This window comes from Petralouisia sp., from assembly GCF_056822245.1.
Genome location: NZ_JBQIOP010000003.1, coordinates 115328 through 133466 on the forward strand (window position 1 = coordinate 115328; position 18139 = coordinate 133466).

Annotated in this window: 19 protein-coding genes; 17 read left to right on the forward strand and 2 right to left on the reverse strand. The window is 47.1% G+C overall.

Annotation, left to right across the window (positions count from 1 at the left end; all coding sequences use genetic code 11):
- Position 1 precedes the first annotated feature (1 nt).
- Together dnaB and ACTO17_RS02235 are read left to right on the forward strand one after the other, a co-directional pair.
- Positions 2–1333 carry a replicative DNA helicase gene (gene dnaB, locus ACTO17_RS02230; RefSeq protein WP_172535282.1) on the forward strand — a complete coding sequence of 444 codons (1332 nt, stop codon included), beginning with the start codon at positions 2–4 and terminating at the stop codon, positions 1331–1333.
- A 214-nt stretch (positions 1334–1547) separates the two neighbouring features.
- Entirely contained in the window at positions 1548–2225 is a 678-nt protein-coding gene (locus ACTO17_RS02235; protein ID WP_482556738.1) for a MerR family transcriptional regulator, read from the forward strand.
- An 85-nt stretch (positions 2226–2310) separates the two neighbouring features.
- Here the strand turns inward: ACTO17_RS02235 and fdxA are convergent, their stop codons facing one another.
- The gene (fdxA, locus tag ACTO17_RS02240) at positions 2311–2481 is read right to left on the reverse strand and encodes a 4Fe-4S ferredoxin (protein WP_172535284.1); all 171 of its coding nucleotides are present in this window, start codon (positions 2479–2481) and stop codon (positions 2311–2313) included.
- Between the two features lie 176 nt (positions 2482–2657).
- On the opposite strand from fdxA, the gene ACTO17_RS02245 reads away from it, so the two are divergent.
- The 3 genes from ACTO17_RS02245 (at position 2658) to ACTO17_RS02255 (ending at position 7840) form a co-directional block, all read left to right on the forward strand.
- Positions 2658–5771, forward strand: coding sequence for a DUF6240 domain-containing protein (locus tag ACTO17_RS02245; RefSeq protein ID WP_482556739.1), 3114 nt, complete (start codon positions 2658–2660; stop codon positions 5769–5771).
- 86 nt (positions 5772–5857) lie between these two features.
- Positions 5858–7354, forward strand: coding sequence for a flagellin N-terminal helical domain-containing protein (locus tag ACTO17_RS02250; RefSeq protein WP_172535286.1), 1497 nt, complete (start codon positions 5858–5860; stop codon positions 7352–7354).
- A 9-nt stretch (positions 7355–7363) separates the two neighbouring features.
- A complete protein-coding gene (locus ACTO17_RS02255; RefSeq protein WP_172535287.1) occupies positions 7364–7840 on the forward strand; it encodes a flagellar export chaperone FliS in 477 nt (158 codons plus the stop codon).
- On the opposite strand, the gene ACTO17_RS02260 is transcribed toward ACTO17_RS02255, so the two are convergent.
- Positions 7804–8058 carry a DUF2508 family protein gene (locus ACTO17_RS02260; protein ID WP_482556740.1) on the reverse strand — a complete coding sequence of 85 codons (255 nt, stop codon included), beginning with the start codon at positions 8056–8058 and terminating at the stop codon, positions 7804–7806. The genes ACTO17_RS02255 and ACTO17_RS02260 overlap by 37 nt on opposite strands.
- Before the next feature lie 178 nt (positions 8059–8236).
- Between ACTO17_RS02260 and ACTO17_RS02265 the strand changes: the two genes are divergently transcribed.
- The 12 genes from ACTO17_RS02265 to ACTO17_RS02320 all read left to right on the forward strand — a co-directional run bounded on the left by ACTO17_RS02265 (position 8237) and on the right by ACTO17_RS02320 (position 18112).
- Positions 8237–8509 (forward strand): pro-sigmaK processing inhibitor BofA family protein, encoded by a 273-nt coding sequence (locus ACTO17_RS02265; protein ID WP_172535289.1) that lies wholly within the window; start codon positions 8237–8239, stop codon positions 8507–8509.
- Positions 8510–8622: 113 nt separating this feature from the next.
- The gene (locus tag ACTO17_RS02270; protein WP_172535290.1) at positions 8623–9117 is read left to right on the forward strand and encodes an A24 family peptidase; all 495 of its coding nucleotides are present in this window, start codon (positions 8623–8625) and stop codon (positions 9115–9117) included.
- Positions 9114–10169, forward strand: a complete 1056-nt coding sequence (locus tag ACTO17_RS02275) for a P-loop NTPase family protein (protein WP_482556741.1) — start codon at positions 9114–9116, stop codon at positions 10167–10169. The genes ACTO17_RS02270 and ACTO17_RS02275 overlap by 4 nt, the downstream gene beginning before the upstream one ends.
- A 25-nt stretch (positions 10170–10194) precedes the next feature.
- The gene (locus ACTO17_RS02280) at positions 10195–11370 is read left to right on the forward strand and encodes a TadA family conjugal transfer-associated ATPase (RefSeq protein WP_482556778.1); all 1176 of its coding nucleotides are present in this window, start codon (positions 10195–10197) and stop codon (positions 11368–11370) included.
- Positions 11357–12097, forward strand: a complete 741-nt coding sequence (locus ACTO17_RS02285) for a type II secretion system F family protein (RefSeq protein ID WP_482556742.1) — start codon at positions 11357–11359, stop codon at positions 12095–12097. Before ACTO17_RS02280 ends, ACTO17_RS02285 begins: the two co-directional genes overlap by 14 nt.
- An 11-nt stretch (positions 12098–12108) precedes the next feature.
- Positions 12109–13380: a type II secretion system F family protein gene (locus ACTO17_RS02290; protein WP_482556743.1), complete on the forward strand. Its 1272-nt coding sequence runs from the start codon at positions 12109–12111 to the stop codon at positions 13378–13380.
- Between the two features lie 68 nt (positions 13381–13448).
- The gene (locus ACTO17_RS02295; protein ID WP_172535294.1) at positions 13449–13616 is read left to right on the forward strand and encodes a Flp1 family type IVb pilin; all 168 of its coding nucleotides are present in this window, start codon (positions 13449–13451) and stop codon (positions 13614–13616) included.
- Complete coding sequence (locus tag ACTO17_RS02300; RefSeq protein WP_482556744.1) at positions 13600–15213, forward strand: DUF5702 domain-containing protein; 1614 nt, start codon at positions 13600–13602, stop codon at positions 15211–15213. Before ACTO17_RS02295 ends, ACTO17_RS02300 begins: the two co-directional genes overlap by 17 nt.
- Positions 15214–15280: 67 nt before the next feature.
- Positions 15281–16105 (forward strand): TadE/TadG family type IV pilus assembly protein, encoded by an 825-nt coding sequence (locus ACTO17_RS02305; protein ID WP_482556745.1) that lies wholly within the window; start codon positions 15281–15283, stop codon positions 16103–16105.
- A gap of 1 nt (position 16106) precedes the next feature.
- Positions 16107–16529: an A24 family peptidase gene (locus ACTO17_RS02310; RefSeq protein ID WP_482556746.1), complete on the forward strand. Its 423-nt coding sequence runs from the start codon at positions 16107–16109 to the stop codon at positions 16527–16529.
- Positions 16526–16735, forward strand: a complete 210-nt coding sequence (locus tag ACTO17_RS02315) for a TadE/TadG family type IV pilus assembly protein (RefSeq protein WP_172535298.1) — start codon at positions 16526–16528, stop codon at positions 16733–16735. The genes ACTO17_RS02310 and ACTO17_RS02315 overlap by 4 nt, the downstream gene beginning before the upstream one ends.
- 117 nt (positions 16736–16852) lie before the next feature.
- Positions 16853–18112: a DUF6382 domain-containing protein gene (locus ACTO17_RS02320; RefSeq protein ID WP_482556747.1), complete on the forward strand. Its 1260-nt coding sequence runs from the start codon at positions 16853–16855 to the stop codon at positions 18110–18112.
- The last annotated feature ends 27 nt before the right edge of the window (positions 18113–18139 follow it).

Here is an 18139-nt window from a genome sequence, read left to right on the forward strand (position 1 = left end):
TATGGAGGAAGATCTGATCAAGCGGATTATGCCCAATAATCTGGAGGCGGAGCAGTCGGTGATCGGCGCAATGATTATGGACCGTGAAGCGATTATTATGGCCTCTGAAATCTTAATCCGGCAGGATTTTTATCATCAGCAGTATGGGGTCCTGTTTGAAACTATGGTGGAACTGTACAATGAGGAGCAGCCGGTGGATATGGTTACCCTTCAGAACCGTCTCCGGGAAAAGGATGTTCCGGCAGAGGTCAGCAGCCTGGAATTTGTAGGTGAACTGGTGGCCGCCGTGCCTACCTCTGCCAATATTAAATATTACGCCAATATTGTAAAAGAAAAGGCAACTCTGCGCAGGCTGATTAAAGTAAATGAAGAAATTGCCAATCAGTGTTATCTGGGCAGAGAAAGTCTGGAAGATATTATGGCAGATACGGAGAAAAAGATTTTCGATCTGCTTCAGAATAAAAGCGGCGGGGACTATGTGCCTATCAAGCAGGTGGTCATTCAGGCGCTGGAAAAAATTGAGCAGGCTTCTAAGACAAAGGGCAACGTTACCGGAATTGCCACCGGGTTTGTGGATCTGGATTACCGCACTTCGGGGCTTCAGCCCTCTGATTTGGTTCTGGTTGCCGCAAGGCCCTCCATGGGAAAGACAGCGTTTGTGTTGAATATTGCCCAGTATGTGGCGTTTCACAGTGATCTCTGTACCGCAATTTTCAGTCTGGAAATGTCCAAGGAGCAGTTGGTAAACCGTCTGTTTTCCCTGGAATCCCGGGTGGACGCCCAGCTTCTCCGTTCCGGCAATCTGGCGGATTCTGACTGGGAGAAGCTGATTGAAGGCGCGGGAACCATTGGACGTTCCAAATTGATTATTGACGATACGCCGGGAATTTCTATTTCGGAGCTTCGCTCCAAGTGCCGGAAATACAAGTTAGAGCACGATCTTAAGCTGATTATCATTGACTATCTCCAGCTGATGTCCGGTTCCGGCAGGTCAGATTCCAGGCAGCAGGAAATCTCAGACATTTCCCGTTCTCTGAAAGGGCTTGCCAGGGAGCTGAATGTTCCGGTTATTGCCTTATCCCAGCTGAGCCGCCAGGTGGAGCAGCGGCCGGATCACAGGCCCATGCTGTCAGACTTGAGAGAATCAGGAGCGATTGAGCAGGATGCGGACGTGGTGATGTTTATTTACCGTGACGATTATTACAACAAGGATACGCCGGATAAAAATATTGCAGAAATTATTATTGCCAAGCAGAGAAACGGCCCCATCGGAACCATTAATCTGGTCTGGCTGCCCCAGTATACCAAGTTTGCCAATATGGAGAAACGATAAAAAATGTAGTTTTATGTAAAATCAGACAGATATTTTCCGTAAAAAGAAAGTATCTGTTTTTTGCTGTCATTATTTCACGATGAAAAAAGATTGTAACGGCAGAAAGAAATCGTTAAAATAGAATTAGTAAAAAGGGACAAGCTGATACTGAGCTCAGTGATACAGCAGGCAGGCCGGGCATCCGGAAGTCAAATCCCAAAAAGGAGGTTAAAATGTGGAAAATGTACGCTATATGATTTCGGACGCGGCAAACATTGTAAATGTTGAGTCCCACGTATTGCGCTATTGGGAAGAAGAGCTGGAGCTTGCCATCCCCCGCAACGAAATGGGACACCGTTATTATACAGAAGAAAATATAGCGCAGTTCCAAAAGATAAAAGAATGGAAAGAACAGGGCTATCAGCTGAAAGCCATTCGAATGATGATACATAGCGGTCAGCCGGCTGCAGGTACCGGAGAATTTTACGGGGGACAGCCGGCGGGAGAACTGCAGACAGGAGGGAATAACGTAATTCAGATGAACCGAGACTATGTGGAGACAGTTCCGAAACCCATGATGGAAAAACATAGCAACCCAATTTCCAATACGGTGAAGTTAGAGCAGTTCCAGTCCATGATGCTCACGATTGTGAAGCAGGCAATGGAAGAGAACAATCCGGCATTGGGAAAAGAGGTAGGAGTACAGGTAGGAGACCGGGTGCTGAAAGAAATGAATTATCTGATGCGGGAGCAGGATGAAGCCGAGGAAGAACGGTTCCGCAGGCTGGATGAGGCAATCCGCGCCACAAGGAAGAGCAAACGGTTCCACAGAGAGAAAAAAGAAAAGAAAGAAGCAGAAAAGCGGATGGGCAAAGAGAAAAAACTGAGCCCGAATCTGACCGTTACCGAATAAGGGAACGTATCAAAAAAGGAGCTGACATCTCAACCAGGATGTCAGCTCCTTATGTAGTTTGTCTTACGCTGCAAAGCGATAAGGATTAGCCCTGCTCAATAGCGCCTGTAGGACAGGAGCCTGCACATGTTCCGCAGTCGATGCAGGTATCTGCAGAAATTTCATATTTGCCGTCGCCAGCAGCGATTGCTCCTACTGGACATTCACCTTCACATGTTCCGCAGCTTACACAAGCGTCAGTAATTACGTATGCCATAATTAATTTCCTCCTTAATAAAATGAATGTTCGTCTCAGCTTCCTAAGTGGTAGCTTTGAACCCTATTTTAATACAAATGTCCTCTGATTACAAGTGAAAATTGCTAAAGTTTCTTTGTTTTTTATCCGAAATAGGTATTATCAAAAATCAGGCACAGGAAAAATGGGGCACAGATATGAATGTAAGAGTAGAGAACAGTAATGTGGCAGAAATTACCAGAGCCAGCCGCAGTGTGGAAATTAAGGGAACTGTGGCGGGAACTGCCCAGGAAACAAACACAGAGCAGGTGGAGAAAGATACCGGCATGGTAACCTCCCTGCAGCAGATCAGAGTAGAGACTTCGGTCTGTCCGGCAGATTCCCAGATTGAGAAGATACAGCAGGACGCGGAAAATGCCAAAACGGAGCTGATACAGCAGAAGATGGAAGTTGTGTCCAACACCATGTCGGAAAAAGACTGTGAGGAAATGGGCCGGGACGGATTCTCTGTGAACGGCACAGAGGTGGAAACCATTGTCACAGAGATTGACAAGATTAAAATGGAACTGGCGAAAGCCGGTGTGGATATCAGCGTGTTCGGAGATGAATTAAGCATGGAGCAGTTAGAAGCTCTGGCAGGGAACGCAGGAATGGCCAGCCAGTTAGCTTCAGCGCTCCGACAGGCGGATCTTCCGGCTACTGAGGAGAATATTTCCGATTGTATGGAAACCATACAGCAGGCGGCAGGCCTTGGGGATTGTTCGGATGAGATGGTGAAATATTTATTGGAGCATAACCTTCCTCCCACCGTGGAGAACTTATATAAAGCCCAGTACAGCACTAGCTACGGCGGGGGCAATGCCAGAACCGGGGCCGTTCCCATGGACGCTCAGCTGAGAACGCAAATCGGGCAGGTGATTGAGCGGGCGGGGCTTTCGGTGAATGAAGATACCTTAAACTGCAGTCAGTGGATGATAGAGAATGAGATTCCACTGACAGAAGAAAATCTGAGATATGCCATGGATTTGAAAGAACTGCAGCTTCCGCCAGAACCGGAGCAGCTGGCAGGGGCCATGCTTGAAGCCGTTGCAGAGGGAAACCGGCCCATGGACGCCATGGTATTAGAAGGCTACAGCAGCGGGGATCGGGCGCAGCAGGCAGCCCAGACCGTCAGCCAGGCCACTGACGCTCAGGTATGGGATGTGATTAAGCAGGGGCTCCCCCTTACCATAGAGAATCTTCAGGCGGCGCAGAATGCGGAGCAACAACAGGAGCAGAAGAATGGGCGGCCATTTTCAGAATCCCGGGATATTCCTGAATATGCCAGGGAGGACATGGAATTTCTGACTGCAAAGAGGCAGTTGGAGGAAACCAGGCTGATGATGACGGCTCAGGCCAATTATGCCCTGCTGAAACAGGGGATTTCCATTGAGACAAAACCGTTGGCAGAACTGGTGGAGCAATTGAAATCCATGGAGGATCAGTATTATAAAAGCCTGCTGTCACAAAACGGAATCCCGGCTACTGCTGAGAATACAGAAGTCTTTGCAGAAACTATGGGCAAAACCAGGGAGCTTGCGGAGGCTCCGGCTTCTGTACTGGGTAAGATCCGCACCAGCCAGGACGGCATTAATACCATGCATGAGACTGGAAGGTCAGAGCAGGCAAAGATGGAACGGGCAGGAGAAGCCTATGAAACCCTTCGGACGGAGCCCAGGAAGGATATGGGCGATTCCATCCAGAAGGCATTTCGGAATGTAGATGATATTTTAAAAGATATTGGAATGGAAACCACAGAGGCCAATCAGCGGGCTGTCCGGATTCTGGCTTATAATCAGATGGAGATTAATCCGGAGTCCATTGCAGGGATCAAGGCAGCCGATCAGAAAGTCCAGAATATGTTCCAGAATCTCTCCCCGGCAGTAGTTATGGAGATGATACGGGAAGGGGTTAATCCCTTAGAGCTGAATGTGGAGCAGTTAAACAGCAAAGCACAGGAAATCAAAAACCGCATGGCGGACGTAAGCGAAGAGAAGTTCAGCAAATATCTGTGGAAACTGGAACAGAATCAGCAAATCACTCCTGAGGAGCGGGACAGCTATATTGGAATTTACCGTCTGCTGAATCAGATTGACAAGACAGACGGAGCAGTGATTGGCGCATTGGTGCAGCAGGGCGCAGATCTCACCATGAAGAATCTGTTAAGCGCCGTGCGGACCAACCGGAATCCCGGCATAAATGTATCCGTGGATGACAATTTCGGGGAAGCAGATGAAGTTCACCGCCAGGAACTCAGCATTTCTGAGCAGATAGAGGCGGCATATCAGACGGATTGCGCCAAAGAAGCCTTTGGACTGGCGACGCCGGAAGGAATGCAGCAAAGTGCAGCAGGCAGAACATGGGAAGAGATGACCCCGGAAGAGCTGTTATGGCAGCTGCGGGAAACTCCTTTGGATGAAGAGACAGAGCGTTCCTATTATCAGGAGCAGCTGCGGGAGTTTGCAGGAGCCAGGGAAGCTGAGGCCCAGGTGCTTCAGATGCTAAGCGGCCATGACATGCCGATGACAGCCTATAATATTATGGCGGCCAGTCAGATGATGCACAATCGAAACGGAATCTTTAAATCCCTGTTTGATTCGAAGAATATGGACGATGAAGTTGATTTTCAGGAAGTAAAAGAAGAGATACTCAAAGAATTCGGCGAAGCGATAAAGACGCCGGAGGAGATGGCCGAGGCCCAGGAGAAGCTGGCAGAGCTGGCGGAAGATGTTATGAAAACCATGATAGAGTCAAGAAATGTACGCAGCATTGATATCCGTGATATGAGAGTGATGCAGCAGCAGATTGAACTGGGCACCCGGATGGCCAAAGAAGAGAATTACGCAATTCCCGTACTGGTGGCCGATGAACTGACGAATGTTCAGCTCAAAATCGTACGGGGCAAACGGGAACGGGGCAGAGTGGATATTATGTTTGAGACGCCCAAGCTTGGGAAAGTATCCGCCAGCTTCCAGGTACAGAAGGAATCCGTCAGGGGTTATCTGGTATCGGATTCCCCGGAAACCGTTGAAAAACTGAAAAACCGTGAAGGGGAGCTTCAGGCGCGCATCAGTCAGCCGGAAGGCCAGTCATGGGAGATGCATATGATTTGCAGCGATCAGTCGGATTTTTCCAACATTTTTTCCAGGGAAAAAGGAATGGGAGATTCCGAACAGACACAAGAGGAGCAGCAAGTGCAGACAAGGATGTTGTACGGCGTTGCCAGAGCCTTTTTAGAAGAGGTAAAGCAGACAGGAAACATACAGCCGTAAGATTTTCCGGAATATGACGGAAGCGAAAAGGATTTTGCAGTTGTCCGGGAATTTGGCAGGATTTTTAAGAACAGGAGAGATAGAAAATGAAAATTAACCACAACATGTCAGCGCTTATTGCCAACAAAAGATTATTAGCATCCGATAAAAGTTTATCCGTTTCCATTGAGCGGCTTTCCACAGGTTTTCGCATTAACCGGGCTTCCGATGATGCGGCGGGAATGGCGATTTCCACCAAGATGAAAGCGCAGATTAAAGGTCTGGCGCAGGCTTCCAGGAATGCTTCTGACGGAGTGTCCGTGCTGGATACTGCAGACGGCGCGCTGACGGAAGTTCATGCAATGCTTCAGAGAATGCGGGAATTGTCTGTGCAGGCGGCAAATGAAACAAATACGCCGGATGATTTAGAGGCCATTCAGGCAGAGATTTCTTCTTTGAGAGATGAAATTGACCGTATCTCCAGGGATACGGAATTTAACACCAAGCATCTGTTAGACGGCACATTAGATCAGCGGGTATTTACGGATAACCGGGGCATTACCAGAATGGATATTTCAGATACCGTTACTGCGAATGATTATAGTATTACAGTGGTCAGTGACGCAACCCATGCAGTGGTAGCGGGGGCTGCGAATATTGCGCCTGCAGATACAGCGCCGGCAGAGGGCGTGGTTACAATTAATGGAGTTGAAGTTAAGATTTCCCAGGGAGATACCTTTGAGGAAGTATATGAAAAGCTGCGGGAAGGAGCAGAGCGGGGCGAGGTAAAACTTCTTGTTTCTGCAACCCAGGCGCCTCCTGCGGCTACACCGCCGGCAACCATGGCAGGAAAGCCGGAGGATGCAGGATATGTGCCTACAGATGTGACAAACGGCGGATTTTTGATTTTTGTATCAGATGAATACGGCAGCGCCACAGAGCTGGATTTGAAATGTGATGATCCGGATCTTGCAAACTTTCTCGGAATTCCTCAGGATAATCCCAATGTGCCTCACGGGGAAGACGTGAAGGTTGAATTTGCCACCACCGGTAACCCACCCGAGCGTGTGGGCTTCGGCTCCCAGGCGACGATTCTTGCCGAGGGCAATTATGTGACAATTTCGGATCGGAATGGGTTTGAGATGAAGTTTGAGGTAACTCCGGGACAGATTACACCTAATTCCCAGGTGAATATGGAAGTTACTAATATCGGAACCATGACCCTTCAGATTGGGGCAAATGAGAACCAGACGGTAGACGTTCGGATTCCGGAAGTGTCATCCAGGACTCTCTACATCGACAAGGTGAATGTATGTACTGTAACGGGCGCAGATCGGGCGATTACCAGCTTTGACGGAGCCATTGCCAAGGTCAGCGAGGTGCGTTCCAGTATCGGCGCGTATCAAAACCGTCTGGATTATGCAGTCAGCAGCTTAGACGGTACAGAGCTGAATATGACCCAGGCGTTGTCCAGAATTGAAGACGTGGATATGGCGGAAGAAATGACGGAATATACCAAATACAATGTATTGACACAGGCAGCTACTTCTGTACTTGCGCAGGCAAATGATATTCCTCAGCAGGTATTGCAGTTATTGCAGTAGGAGGAGGCTATGACGCAGGAAAAAAAACAGGAATTTACCCGCCGGTTAAGCTGCTGCAACCGGGGGGAAATGATTGTGATTCTATATGATATTCTCTTTGCTTATCTTGAGGACGCAGAACATGCCGGGGAAGCAGGGGAATATGAGGAATTCAAGAGTGCAGTGGGAAAGGCGGAGCAGGTGGTGCGCAGATTGATGGAAGATCTGGATTTTACTTATGCTGTTTCCGGCGAATTATATCCGCTGTACCAGTTTGTGAATAAGCTTCTGGCAATGGCAGTATGCAAGAATACCGTACAAAATGTTCTGGATGCACAGAAACTTCTGAAGAATCTCTATGAGGGGTTTGCACAAGCGGCCAGACAGGATTCTTCAGAACCTCTGATGCAGCATACGCAGCAGGTGGTTGCCGGTATGACTTATCAAAAAGGCAGTCTGACAGAGACCCTTCAGGGTTCTGACAGTTCGAGGGGATTCTTGGCATAAGAATCCTCATCGAATTGTTTTGCCTTGGTAAGCAGGAATTTATAGCGCATTTGCAATGCTTTCACCTGATAAATGCAGCAGTCAATTAAATCAGGGTCCATGGCATTTTCAAAGCTGTTGTAGGCAAGCGCCAAATCACACTGGGCTTTTTCCAGGTCATCTAAAAGTAAAGAGTAGGCGGCCGCATGGGCGGACCGCTTTTTTGTAATCTGAAACATATGCATCCCTTTCCTTTTTGTAACGATTCTTCTGCGGTGTGATATCATGCAGATGGTACATACCGTTTTCTTTTTTAAAGTATAAGCAGAAACTTCCAGTAATATACAAAAAAGTCATAAATTTTTCCATAACGTATATATTTAATAACAGGAAAAGCCAACCGGAAAGGAGCCGTTTATGGAAAAATATTATGGTGCCGCTGTGATTGCAGTTCTTTGTGTACTGATACTTTTTATTGGAGCCATGAAGCAGAAGGCGGAAGCTCTGACAACCTTTGTACTGCGGGGATTTGTGGGTGCTGTGGGAATCTGCGCAGTAAATGAAATTCTGAAAAACCAGGGGATTGATGTGGCTGCGGGGATTAATCCTGTTACGGTTTTGACAGTCGGAACCCTTGGTATCAGCGGGTTTGCGTTGATTTATGGGATTTTGTTCTACCGTTTATTGTAAAATAGTTACAAAAATGGATAAATTGCCTGAACCTACTTTACAAAAAGAGGAACTTGGTCTATAATCCTAAGAAATCAACGAAAAAGAGGTGATGAATTGGGGAATTGAAATTCATGTTCAGTGTCCTGCTGTTGATTCTGGCAGCGGCAACGGACATACGGACAGGCAAAATCAGGAACCGGCTGATTTTGAGCGGACTGGCGGCAGGACTTTTCTTTCAGCTTGCGGAAGCGGGATGGAAAGGAGCCGGAATTTTTCTCAGAAACGTTTCTATACCGGTGATCTTATGTTATCTGTTATTTCTCATACATGCCCTGGGGGCAGGTGACATCAAATTATTTTCCGTAATCGGCGGAATCTGGAACTTAAAAATCCTTACTGTAACAATTATGATATCTTTTCTGGCGGCAGCAGCAATGTCTTTGGGCAAAATGCTGTATCATCGCAATCTGGTTTCACGTCTGTGCATATTCGGAGACTATATACGTCAGGCTTTTGCAGCGGCGCAGTTCTGTCAATATCCGAAAAGTCAGGGGAATCAACATATCATTCATTTTTCAGTCGCAATTTTTATTGGATATATTATAGCTATGGAGGTGGCTTGTTGAGACAAATTTCAATTGCTGTCTGTGATACAGACAGAACATATGGACAAAAGCTGGGAGAATGGCTTTCCCTGGAGAAGGGAGAAAGGATGCGGGGCACAAGCTTTTCCGTCCTTAAGAATTTCCTGGAATTTCAGGAAAAGGATCAGGCGGACGTGGTTCTTTTGGGCAGCGGATTCTGGGAAGAGCCTGCAATTACAGCCCAGATGAAGGAAGCGGCAGCAGAATCGGGCAGCCCCGGGACTCTCTGGATTTATCTGGCAGATCCTGGAACAAGGCAGCCCCTTCCGGAGTTGGCGCAGCATTTTCCGGTTATCAGAAAATATCAGGCGGCGTCCCAAATTATGAGAGAGATATGTTTCTATTATCAGAAGTTTGGGATTTGTGAGCAGCAGCCATCATTGCCCAACCGGGAGATTCTGGGTATTTACTCTCCGGCCCACAGTATCTGGCAGACGCCTTTTGCGCTGACTCTGGCCCAGGCGTTAAGTCCGAAGGAGAAGGTGCTTTACGTAAATTTCAGGGAATGCGCCGGATTTGAAGAATGGCTTGGAGAGAATTATACCCGGGACTTGCTGGATGTAATGTATCTGTGCCTTACCGGAGAAGGAAATATCAGCGAGTGTGTGGGGAGCGGGGTTTATGCCCTGGAGGGATTTGACTATATTCCGCCGGCTGGGGACAGCGGATGCTTAGGAGAAATATCCGGCCGGGATTACCTGCAGTTTGTCAGGCTGCTGGTGGAAAAAAGCGGCTATGAGGTGCTGGTGCTGGATCTGGGCATGATGGTTTCCGGGTTTTTCAGTTTACTGGAACTTTGCAGTAAAGTGTATGTTGTCTCAGAGCCGGGAGAACTGCAGGGGAATGCCAGAAAACATTTTAAACGGATTACGGCAAAGCAGGACAATGGGGAATTAGTGAAGAAAATCTCTTATCTTCAGCTTCCGAAGCTGAACGGGGAGCTTTGCCGGGGAGAGAAGATGCAGCAGTGGATTTGGGGAGAACTGGGGGATTATACCAGAAGAATTGCGGGGGTACAGGGTGGAGCAGATTAGAAAACAAGTTCTGGAACAGTTGGATATGACGAGAGAACATGAGGAAGAAGAGGTTCTGGCAGTCATTGACGAGGAGATTTGCAGGGCAGCCAAAGAGCGGGTGATTCCTTTGAACTGGCGCAGGGAACTGCGCATGCAGGTATTTCATTCTCTGCGGAAACTGGATGTGCTGCAGGAGCTTTTAAATGAAGATGATGTAACAGAAATTATGGTAAACGGCGCAGATCATATTTTCTACGAGAAAAAGGGACAGATTCTTCCCTGGGATAAGTGTTTTTCTTCCAGAGAAAAACTGGAGGATATTATTCAGCAGATCGTGGGAAACCACAACCGGATGGTCAATGAAGCGGAGCCCATTGCAGATACCAGACTGGAGGATGGCTCCAGAGTGAACGTAGTTCTGCCGCCGGTGGCCCTGGAAGGGCCGGTAGTGTCTATCCGGAAGTTCCCGAAACATCCTTTATTGATGGAACAGATGATTGACGGAGGTTCCATCAGCAGGGAGTGCGCAGAATTTCTGGAAAAACTGGTGAAAGCCGGTTATAACATATTCATTTCCGGAGGAACCGGATCAGGAAAAACAACATTTCTGAATGCCCTTTCTGAATTTATTCCAAAATCAGAACGTGTGATAACCATTGAAGATTCCGCAGAACTGCAGCTTCAGGGAATTGAGAATCTGGTTCGCCTGGAAACCAGAACCGGAGGCCCCGAGGGAACTCTGGCGGTTACCATAAGAGATTTAATTCGGACGGCTCTCCGTATGCGGCCGGATCGGATTATTGTAGGGGAAATCAGGGGCGCGGAATGTCTGGACATGCTTCAGGCCATGAACACCGGCCATGACGGTTCCCTCAGTACCGGTCATGCCAACAGCAGTCAGGATATGCTGAGCCGTATGGAGACCATGGTTTTAATGGGAATGGAGCTTCCTTTGTTGGCAATTCGGTCTCAGATTGCGGCCGGCGTGGATATCCTGGTGCATTTGGGGCGGCTGCGGGACAGAAGCAGGAGAATGCTGTCCATTGCGGAAGTGGCGGGAGTGGAAGAGAATGGAATCCGCCTGAACCCGCTGTATGAATTTACAGAAATGGGAGAACAGGACGGAAGAATTGCCGGAAGATGGGTCAAAACAGGAGAACTGATTCATCGGGGTAAATTGTACCGTGCGGGAATGGAGGAGATTTGTGAGGGATTATAAAGTCTATGTTTTAAGCGGAAAAGAAAGACTTCTCTGCCTTGGAATTACGGCAGGCCTTGCAGGAGCCGTCTCCTGGCTGTTTTATCATAATGGATGCGCCATGGCATTATCGCTGATTCTGTACCTTCCGGTAGAAAGAACGTTAAAACGGCATTTGATGAAGAAAAGAAAAGGAGAACTGCTGTTTCAGTTTAAGGAAATCCTTCAGATGGCTGTTACAGCGTTAAAGGCAGGATATGCCATGGAAAATGCATTTGAACATGCCAGAGAAGAATTTGTAAAACTCTACGGTCAGGAGGCGGTGATGGCCCGGGAATTTGCCTACATCAATCATCAGGTAAAGTTAAATGTAACGTTGGAATCCCTGTTGGAAGATTTGGCCGAAAGGTGCGGAATCGAAGAAATCAGCAGTTTTTCTCAGGTATTTGGATTTGCAAAACGAAGCGGCGGTGATTTCCTTGGAATATTCCAGAACTCAGCGGAGAAAATTCGGCAAAAGGCAGAGATCAAGCGGGAAATCGAAGTGGTCATTGCTGCCAAACGAATGGAAATGAATATTATGAATTTTGTTCCTTTTGGGATTCTGGCTTATGTGGGAATCACCTCGCCGGAATTTTTAGAGCCTCTTTACGGAAACTGGATGGGAATAGGGGTAATGACAGTAACTCTGGTGGTTTATGTATTTGCCTGTTGGCTGTCGGAAAAGATTGTGGATATACAGGTGTAGGAGAAACGAGTATGTATGGATATTTGATTGCGGCAGGGGGCTGTGCAGCGGCGGCCTGGAGGTTCAGGAAGCTGGGTGTTCAAAAAAGACTGTATGAGGCGGCGCTGCTTCTGGCAGCAGGATTTTTTCTGGCAGCAGTGTTTGACCGAATGGATGAGGGCGGGTATCTAAAGCAGATTTCCCGGAATGGGCCGGGACGGGGACAGGAAGAGAAACATATTCTGGTGGACGCAGAGGGCATATTAGAGCAGTATCTCATGAAAGTTCAGGTGGAAGAAAAGAAACTGACCAGAAAACAGAAACAGGAATATCTGGACAGGGCGAAAGAAGAACTGGATCAGGAGATTTTGGGCGATAATTCTTCTCTGGAGGCAGTAAGCCAGTCCCTGTATCTGCCGGAAGCACTGCAGGAGGGCGCGGTGGAAGCAGAGTACCGTTTTTCTGATTATGAGGTGTTTGATACAGAAGGGAATCTGATCGCGCCCTTGGAAGAACCAGTTCTGGTGGAAGTGACGGTGGAACTGACCTGTCAGGAGGAAGTCTGTTTGTATCAATTTTTTGTTCAGGCAGTGCCTGGAGAAAAAACAGCGCAGGAATCCTTTGCAGAGAAGCTTGAACAATTACTGGCATCGGAAAATAACAGGGAAAACGCTGATTATCTGGTGCTTCCGGAACAATTGGATGACAGAAAACTTACCTGGAAAGAACAGAAGGAAAACCGAAGCGGAATTATGGCGCTGTTGGGAATTGCCGGCGGGGCTGCTGTAGTTTTTTCCGAAAAAGAGGAGAAAAAGAAGAAAGAACTGCAGCGCCGCCGGCAGATGCTTCTGGATTATTCTGAGATTGTCAGTCAGCTGTCGCTGCTGTTGGGGGCGGGCATGAATCTGACATTGGCCTGGGAAAAAATTGCAGCAGCCTATCAGAGCAGAAGGAAGCGAAAGGAGGTGGAAAGACGTGAAGCATATGAAGAGATGGTGACAGTTCTTCATGAAATACAGGCGGGAGTGGGAGAACTGCAGGCATTTGAGAATTTCGGTACAAGATGTGATCTGAGCGTATACCGTAAGTTAGCCTCTCTGATTGTCAGGAATATCCGAAAGGGCTCAAAGGGGCTGCAGCGGCTGTTGGAGGAGGAAGAAAGAGAGGCTTTTGAACAGAGAAAGGCAGAAGCCAGGAAAGCAGGGGAAGAGGCAGGCACGAAGCTGTTGCTTCCGATGGGAATCATGCTTGTGCTTGTATTGATAATTCTGGTAGTGCCGGCAGGGCTGACGCTTAATATTTAGCCTGTTAAAAAACGGAGACTATACTGTTGTAAAACAAGAGATTTGAGACTATTTTTAGGAGGAAGAAAATGAGAGAATTTAAAAGATTTTTGACAGAAGAGGACGGAATGGGAGTAGTGGAGGTTATTTTAATTATTGTGGTTCTGATTAGCCTGGTGGCTTTGTTTAAGACGCAGATCAGCCAGCTGGTGAATGATGTGTTAAAGAAGGTTTCAGGCAATGCAAAGAAAATCTGAGCGTAAGCGAAACACCTGTGAGGGCAGCATTACGCTGTTTCTGGCATTGACGCTGACCATTATACTTTCCCTGATTTTTTCCTTATTGGAAGCCGCAAGGGTACAGGCGCTTGTGAAAATCGCCCGGCGGGATTTGCAGCTTAGACTGGAATCTGCCTTTGGCCGGTATCATGTACCCATGTGGGACAATTACCATATGCTGTTTCTGGATGGAAAGGATGCAAAGGGTCAGTTCAATCTGTCTGTACTGGAAGGAATTCTGATGGAAGAGGCGGCCCTGGAACAAATGGAGCGGGGCTTCTATCAGATTTCATTGAAAAATATTGAGATTGAAAAATATGCACTGGCAACGGATCAGAAAGGAAAGTTTTTCCGGGAGCAGGCATGCCGGGCGATGAAGGAAAAACTTGCAGCGCAGACGGCGGACAGGATAAAAGGAATATTGAAACAGGGAGAAGTGTTGGAAAAGGACAGCCATGAGGCAGAAGAGAAATGGAAGCAGGCGCAGGAGGCGGCAGAGAAGGCCAAAGAGGCAGCCGAAGCAGCTAAGAAAGAGGGAGAAGGCAAGGCGGCAGGGAAAGAGGTAGAAGCCGAAACAGCAGGGAAAGATGGAGAAGCCAAAACAGCAGAGAAAGATAGAGAAGGAGAAGCAGCAGGGAAAGATGGAGAAGCCGAAACTGCAAAAACGGCCGGGGAAGGGGAGGAAAAATTGCCGGAAAACCCTATGGATTTTGTGAGTTTGTGGAAAAAGTCACCGATTCTAACCCTTGTTGTGGAAAATTCCCTTCAGATTTCCCAAAAGAGCATTTCCCAGAAAAACAGTATTCAAAACCGGAAACTGGAAACCGGAAATCTGGAAAAAACAGGAAAGGAAACATTGGAAAAATTGTGGCTGATACAATACTTAAACACTTACTTTTCCTGTCAGAGCGGCGCCGGAGCAGGCGGGGGTGACAGCCATGCCCTGGATTATGAGCTGGAGTACTGCATCGGTGGAAAAGAGACAGACAGCCAGAATTTGGAACAGGCGGTAAACAGGCTGCTTCTGCTGCGGGAAGCCGGCAATTTTGCAACTATTATGCAGGACAGCGGCAAACAGGCCCTTGCAATGGAGATGGCTGCGGCTGCCGTGGGATTTACCGGACTTCCTCCGCTGATCCAGGCAGTGCAGGTTGGAATTCTGCTTGGATGGAGCTATATGGAAAGCATTCTGGATGTCAGACATCTTCTGGCAGGGGGAAAAGTACCTCTGATCAAAGAAGTGTCTCAGTGGCAGAGTGATGTGTCTCTGGGCCAGAAAGCATTGGAACAGGACACAAAGCAGGAAGAGCAGGGCCTGGATTACCGGGAATATCTGCAGATATTGCTGTTGTCAGTGAAAGAAGATACTCTGGTATACCGGGCTATGGATGTGATGGAACAAAATATCAGACTGCTGCCCGGGGAAGAAACCTTTGCTATGGATCATATGATACAGGGGGTGGAGGCTGAAACTGTATCAGGAGCGGATTCAATGTTTTTAGGGCTGATTACCAGCGGCAGGGAACAGGATGGAATGTATCATTTTAACAGCGAATATCAGATTTTTTATGAATGAGCAAATATCATTCTTCATAATCAGTATGGAAATTATGTATCCGCACAGGAAAGGAGGGCATAAAAAAGTGCCTTGGATAACTGGAAAGGAAAACGAAGAAAGCTCTCTCAGGCAGAACTATATAGAAAAAAGTTATGGGTGTTCCCCGCCAAAGGCACTTTTTCATGCCCTCCTTCCGGGAAGCCTGACGGTGGAGGCGGCATTGGCTCTTCCAATTTTTCTGTTTGCCATGATAATGATACTGTTTCTGTTTCGGATGATGCAGGTTCAGTATCTTGTGGGAAATTCCCTGGATCGGGCGGCGGCAGAAGCATCGCTGTTTGGTGGACTTTCCCAAAAAGAGGCGGAAAATTTAGCCAAAGCCATGTTTTATAAAGAACTGGCAGTTCAGAAATGCCCTGTGTCCGGCATAGAGCTTGGAGCAGCAGGATTTTCCTGGAACAGCGGGAAAGGAGATTCTGACTTTATTGACTTGTCGGTGTCTTACCGGATGCGGTTTCCCTTGAATTTTTTTGGCAGAAGAAGTTTGTCTTTTTCAAACAGCTGCAGAATGCACCGCTGGACAGGCAATCAGGATGGTGCAGAAAACCGGGAAGGGAAGGAATGGGTTTACCTTACTCCAACCCAAAATGTATATCACATCAGAAGGGACTGCAGCCATCTGAAGATTACAATTCAGTCTGTAACAGCCAATGGAACGATCCAAAAAAAGTATCAGCCATGCGGGCATTGTGTGCGGAAGAAAAAACCGGGAGCTATGGTATATATTACCAGTGAAGGAGACTGCTATCATATGAAAATAGATTGCAGCGGATTAAAAAGAACAGTTTATATGGTGTTAAAAGAGCAGGTCAAAACAAAAAGGGCCTGTGTAAGATGCGGGGGTAAATAGTATGCAGAAATTTATGGTATTAGGATTACTGGGATTGTGTACCTGGGAAGATGTGAAAAGAAAAGAGCTGACGCTGATTTATATTTTGCTGTTTGGAGTGTGCGGTGTGTGCCTGCATTTGTTTTATCCGGAATGTTCCATTTACAGTATACTGTGGGGAATGCTTCTGGGAGTGTCTATGATGCTGGTCAGTTGGCTCAGCCGCGGAAAAACAGGAATGGGAGACGGGATTCTTCTGGTGGTGACCGGCGTATATCTGGGAGGACTGGGGAATCTGAAGCTGCTTTTTACAGGGCTTATATTTGCAGCAGTCTGGTCTTTGATGCTTTTGTCCCTTGGAAAGAAAAATGGAAAAGAAAAGATTGCATTCGTTCCGTTTTTGCTGATTTCCTATCTTATGATGCTGACAGGACGGCTGATATGATAAAAAGAAAAGTCAGCGGAAGCTTTACCGTAGAGGCGGCGCTGGTTCTGCCTGTGGTTTTGATTTGTATGCTGCTGATTTTAAACCAGGGGTTTGAAATGTACCGGGAGCTGGCGGAAACAGCAGATAAACAGCAAATGTGGGAGGAATTTGTCCCGTCAGATTACTTTCGTAAATTGGAACTGTTGGATGAAGTTACAGGCTGACGGTAAGAGACTCTCTCCGTTGTCTGTACGGACAGGCAGCGTGTTTGCTGTGCATGATGACTGCCCGGAAAGAGGTACAATGCTGTGTGATGACTGCCCGGAAAGGAATAGAGGAAAATGGAAGTAACTTATAGAAGAAATTTACAGAAAAGTTATATGTGTGTGAAAGAACAAGAGGAGCCTGCAGCAGAATACGAGTTAAATATGTTAAAAGCAGAGCATGTGCCGTATCTTCTGGAACTGGATGTGGTGGAATCTGACGGCGAAAAGAACTATCTGTACGATATCAGCGGAAAACAGCAGATGGAGGATTACCTTTCAGGAAAGAAAATGGGATATGAAATGCTTTGGAAATTATTGAATTCTGTCAGGGAACTGTGCAGTGTTCTGCCGGATTACCTGCTGCGGGAGAATGGAATCTGCCTGAAAGAAGAATATATTTATGTAAATCTGGGAGACGGGAGTCTGTCCTTTACGTATCTTCCTTTTTGGAATGAGAGCCTGCAGGATGCCTTTGCCCGCTGCATGGAGCAGATTCTCAGAAAAATTGATCACCAGGATCAGGCAGCCGCCGAATTGGCGTATCAGATTTATCAGATGTCCGTAATGGAAAATGTCAGTATCCGAAAAATGTTGGAAAACATAAAGGTAACAAAGGGGCAGATAACAGATAATTTGGAATTTGGCGAAAGACGGCAGGAGACAGTTTATGATAACCATTCGGAGGAAATAACGGAACATGCAGCTTCAGAGGAGGAGAAAAAGCAGAATAAAATAGTCCAGGGAATCTGGAAAAAGGCAGATGAGATGCCCTGGCTTTCTACATTGCTTCGTTATGTTCCGTTTCATCCATATCAGGAGGGGACTTCAGGAGATAAATTTTTGAAGGAGGAAGCTTCAGGGGATAAATTTTTGAAAGAGGAGAACGGAAAGAGGATATCTCTGAAAGAAATTGTTTTTCAGAAGAAATTCATAAAAGAAAAGTCTTTTGTGGACCGTCAGGAAGTACTGCCACCGGAGAAAACAGCGGGGGAGAGAGAACTGTCATATCCCACAGAGATTCTGTGCACTGGCAGTCAGGAGCCCATGGGAAAGCTGATTTATCAGGGAATTCACGGATGCGGCGATATTCTGGTGGAAGGAGAAGAATTTCTGGTTGGAAAGAACAGGTATCAGGCTTCAGGTGTGATTGAGGCTGAAGGAATCAGCCGGATTCATGCCAGAATCAGCAAATTGGAAGGCGTATATTATTTAGAAGATTTAAATTCCACCAACGGGACTTATCTGAACGGAGAACCTATGGCATATCATCAGAAACGGAAACTGAGTAAAAACGATCGGATTCTGTTTGGCCCGGAGGAATACCTTTTTTCCTGAATCTGCAAACAGTTGACTTTGCCTCCA

What these genes read in the sequence shown, in the direction of transcription:
- dnaB (WP_172535282.1), top strand. Translation starts at nt 2, where the DNA reads ATGGAGGAAGATCTGATCAAGCGGATTATGCCCAATAATCTGGAGGCG.
- fdxA (WP_172535284.1), bottom strand. Translation starts at nt 2,481, where the DNA reads ATGGCATACGTAATTACTGACGCTTGTGTAAGCTGCGGAACATGTGAA.
- ACTO17_RS02245 (WP_482556739.1), top strand. Translation starts at nt 2,658, where the DNA reads ATGAATGTAAGAGTAGAGAACAGTAATGTGGCAGAAATTACCAGAGCC.
- ACTO17_RS02250 (WP_172535286.1), top strand. Translation starts at nt 5,858, where the DNA reads ATGAAAATTAACCACAACATGTCAGCGCTTATTGCCAACAAAAGATTA.
- ACTO17_RS02255 (WP_172535287.1), top strand. Translation starts at nt 7,364, where the DNA reads ATGACGCAGGAAAAAAAACAGGAATTTACCCGCCGGTTAAGCTGCTGC.
- ACTO17_RS02260 (WP_482556740.1), bottom strand. Translation starts at nt 8,058, where the DNA reads ATGTTTCAGATTACAAAAAAGCGGTCCGCCCATGCGGCCGCCTACTCT.
- ACTO17_RS02265 (WP_172535289.1), top strand. Translation starts at nt 8,237, where the DNA reads ATGGAAAAATATTATGGTGCCGCTGTGATTGCAGTTCTTTGTGTACTG.
- ACTO17_RS02270 (WP_172535290.1), top strand. Translation starts at nt 8,623, where the DNA reads ATGTTCAGTGTCCTGCTGTTGATTCTGGCAGCGGCAACGGACATACGG.
- ACTO17_RS02280 (WP_482556778.1), top strand. Translation starts at nt 10,195, where the DNA reads ATGACGAGAGAACATGAGGAAGAAGAGGTTCTGGCAGTCATTGACGAG.
- ACTO17_RS02290 (WP_482556743.1), top strand. Translation starts at nt 12,109, where the DNA reads ATGTATGGATATTTGATTGCGGCAGGGGGCTGTGCAGCGGCGGCCTGG.
- ACTO17_RS02295 (WP_172535294.1), top strand. Translation starts at nt 13,449, where the DNA reads ATGAGAGAATTTAAAAGATTTTTGACAGAAGAGGACGGAATGGGAGTA.
- ACTO17_RS02300 (WP_482556744.1), top strand. Translation starts at nt 13,600, where the DNA reads ATGCAAAGAAAATCTGAGCGTAAGCGAAACACCTGTGAGGGCAGCATT.
- ACTO17_RS02310 (WP_482556746.1), top strand. Translation starts at nt 16,107, where the DNA reads ATGCAGAAATTTATGGTATTAGGATTACTGGGATTGTGTACCTGGGAA.
- ACTO17_RS02315 (WP_172535298.1), top strand. Translation starts at nt 16,526, where the DNA reads ATGATAAAAAGAAAAGTCAGCGGAAGCTTTACCGTAGAGGCGGCGCTG.
- ACTO17_RS02320 (WP_482556747.1), top strand. Translation starts at nt 16,853, where the DNA reads ATGGAAGTAACTTATAGAAGAAATTTACAGAAAAGTTATATGTGTGTG.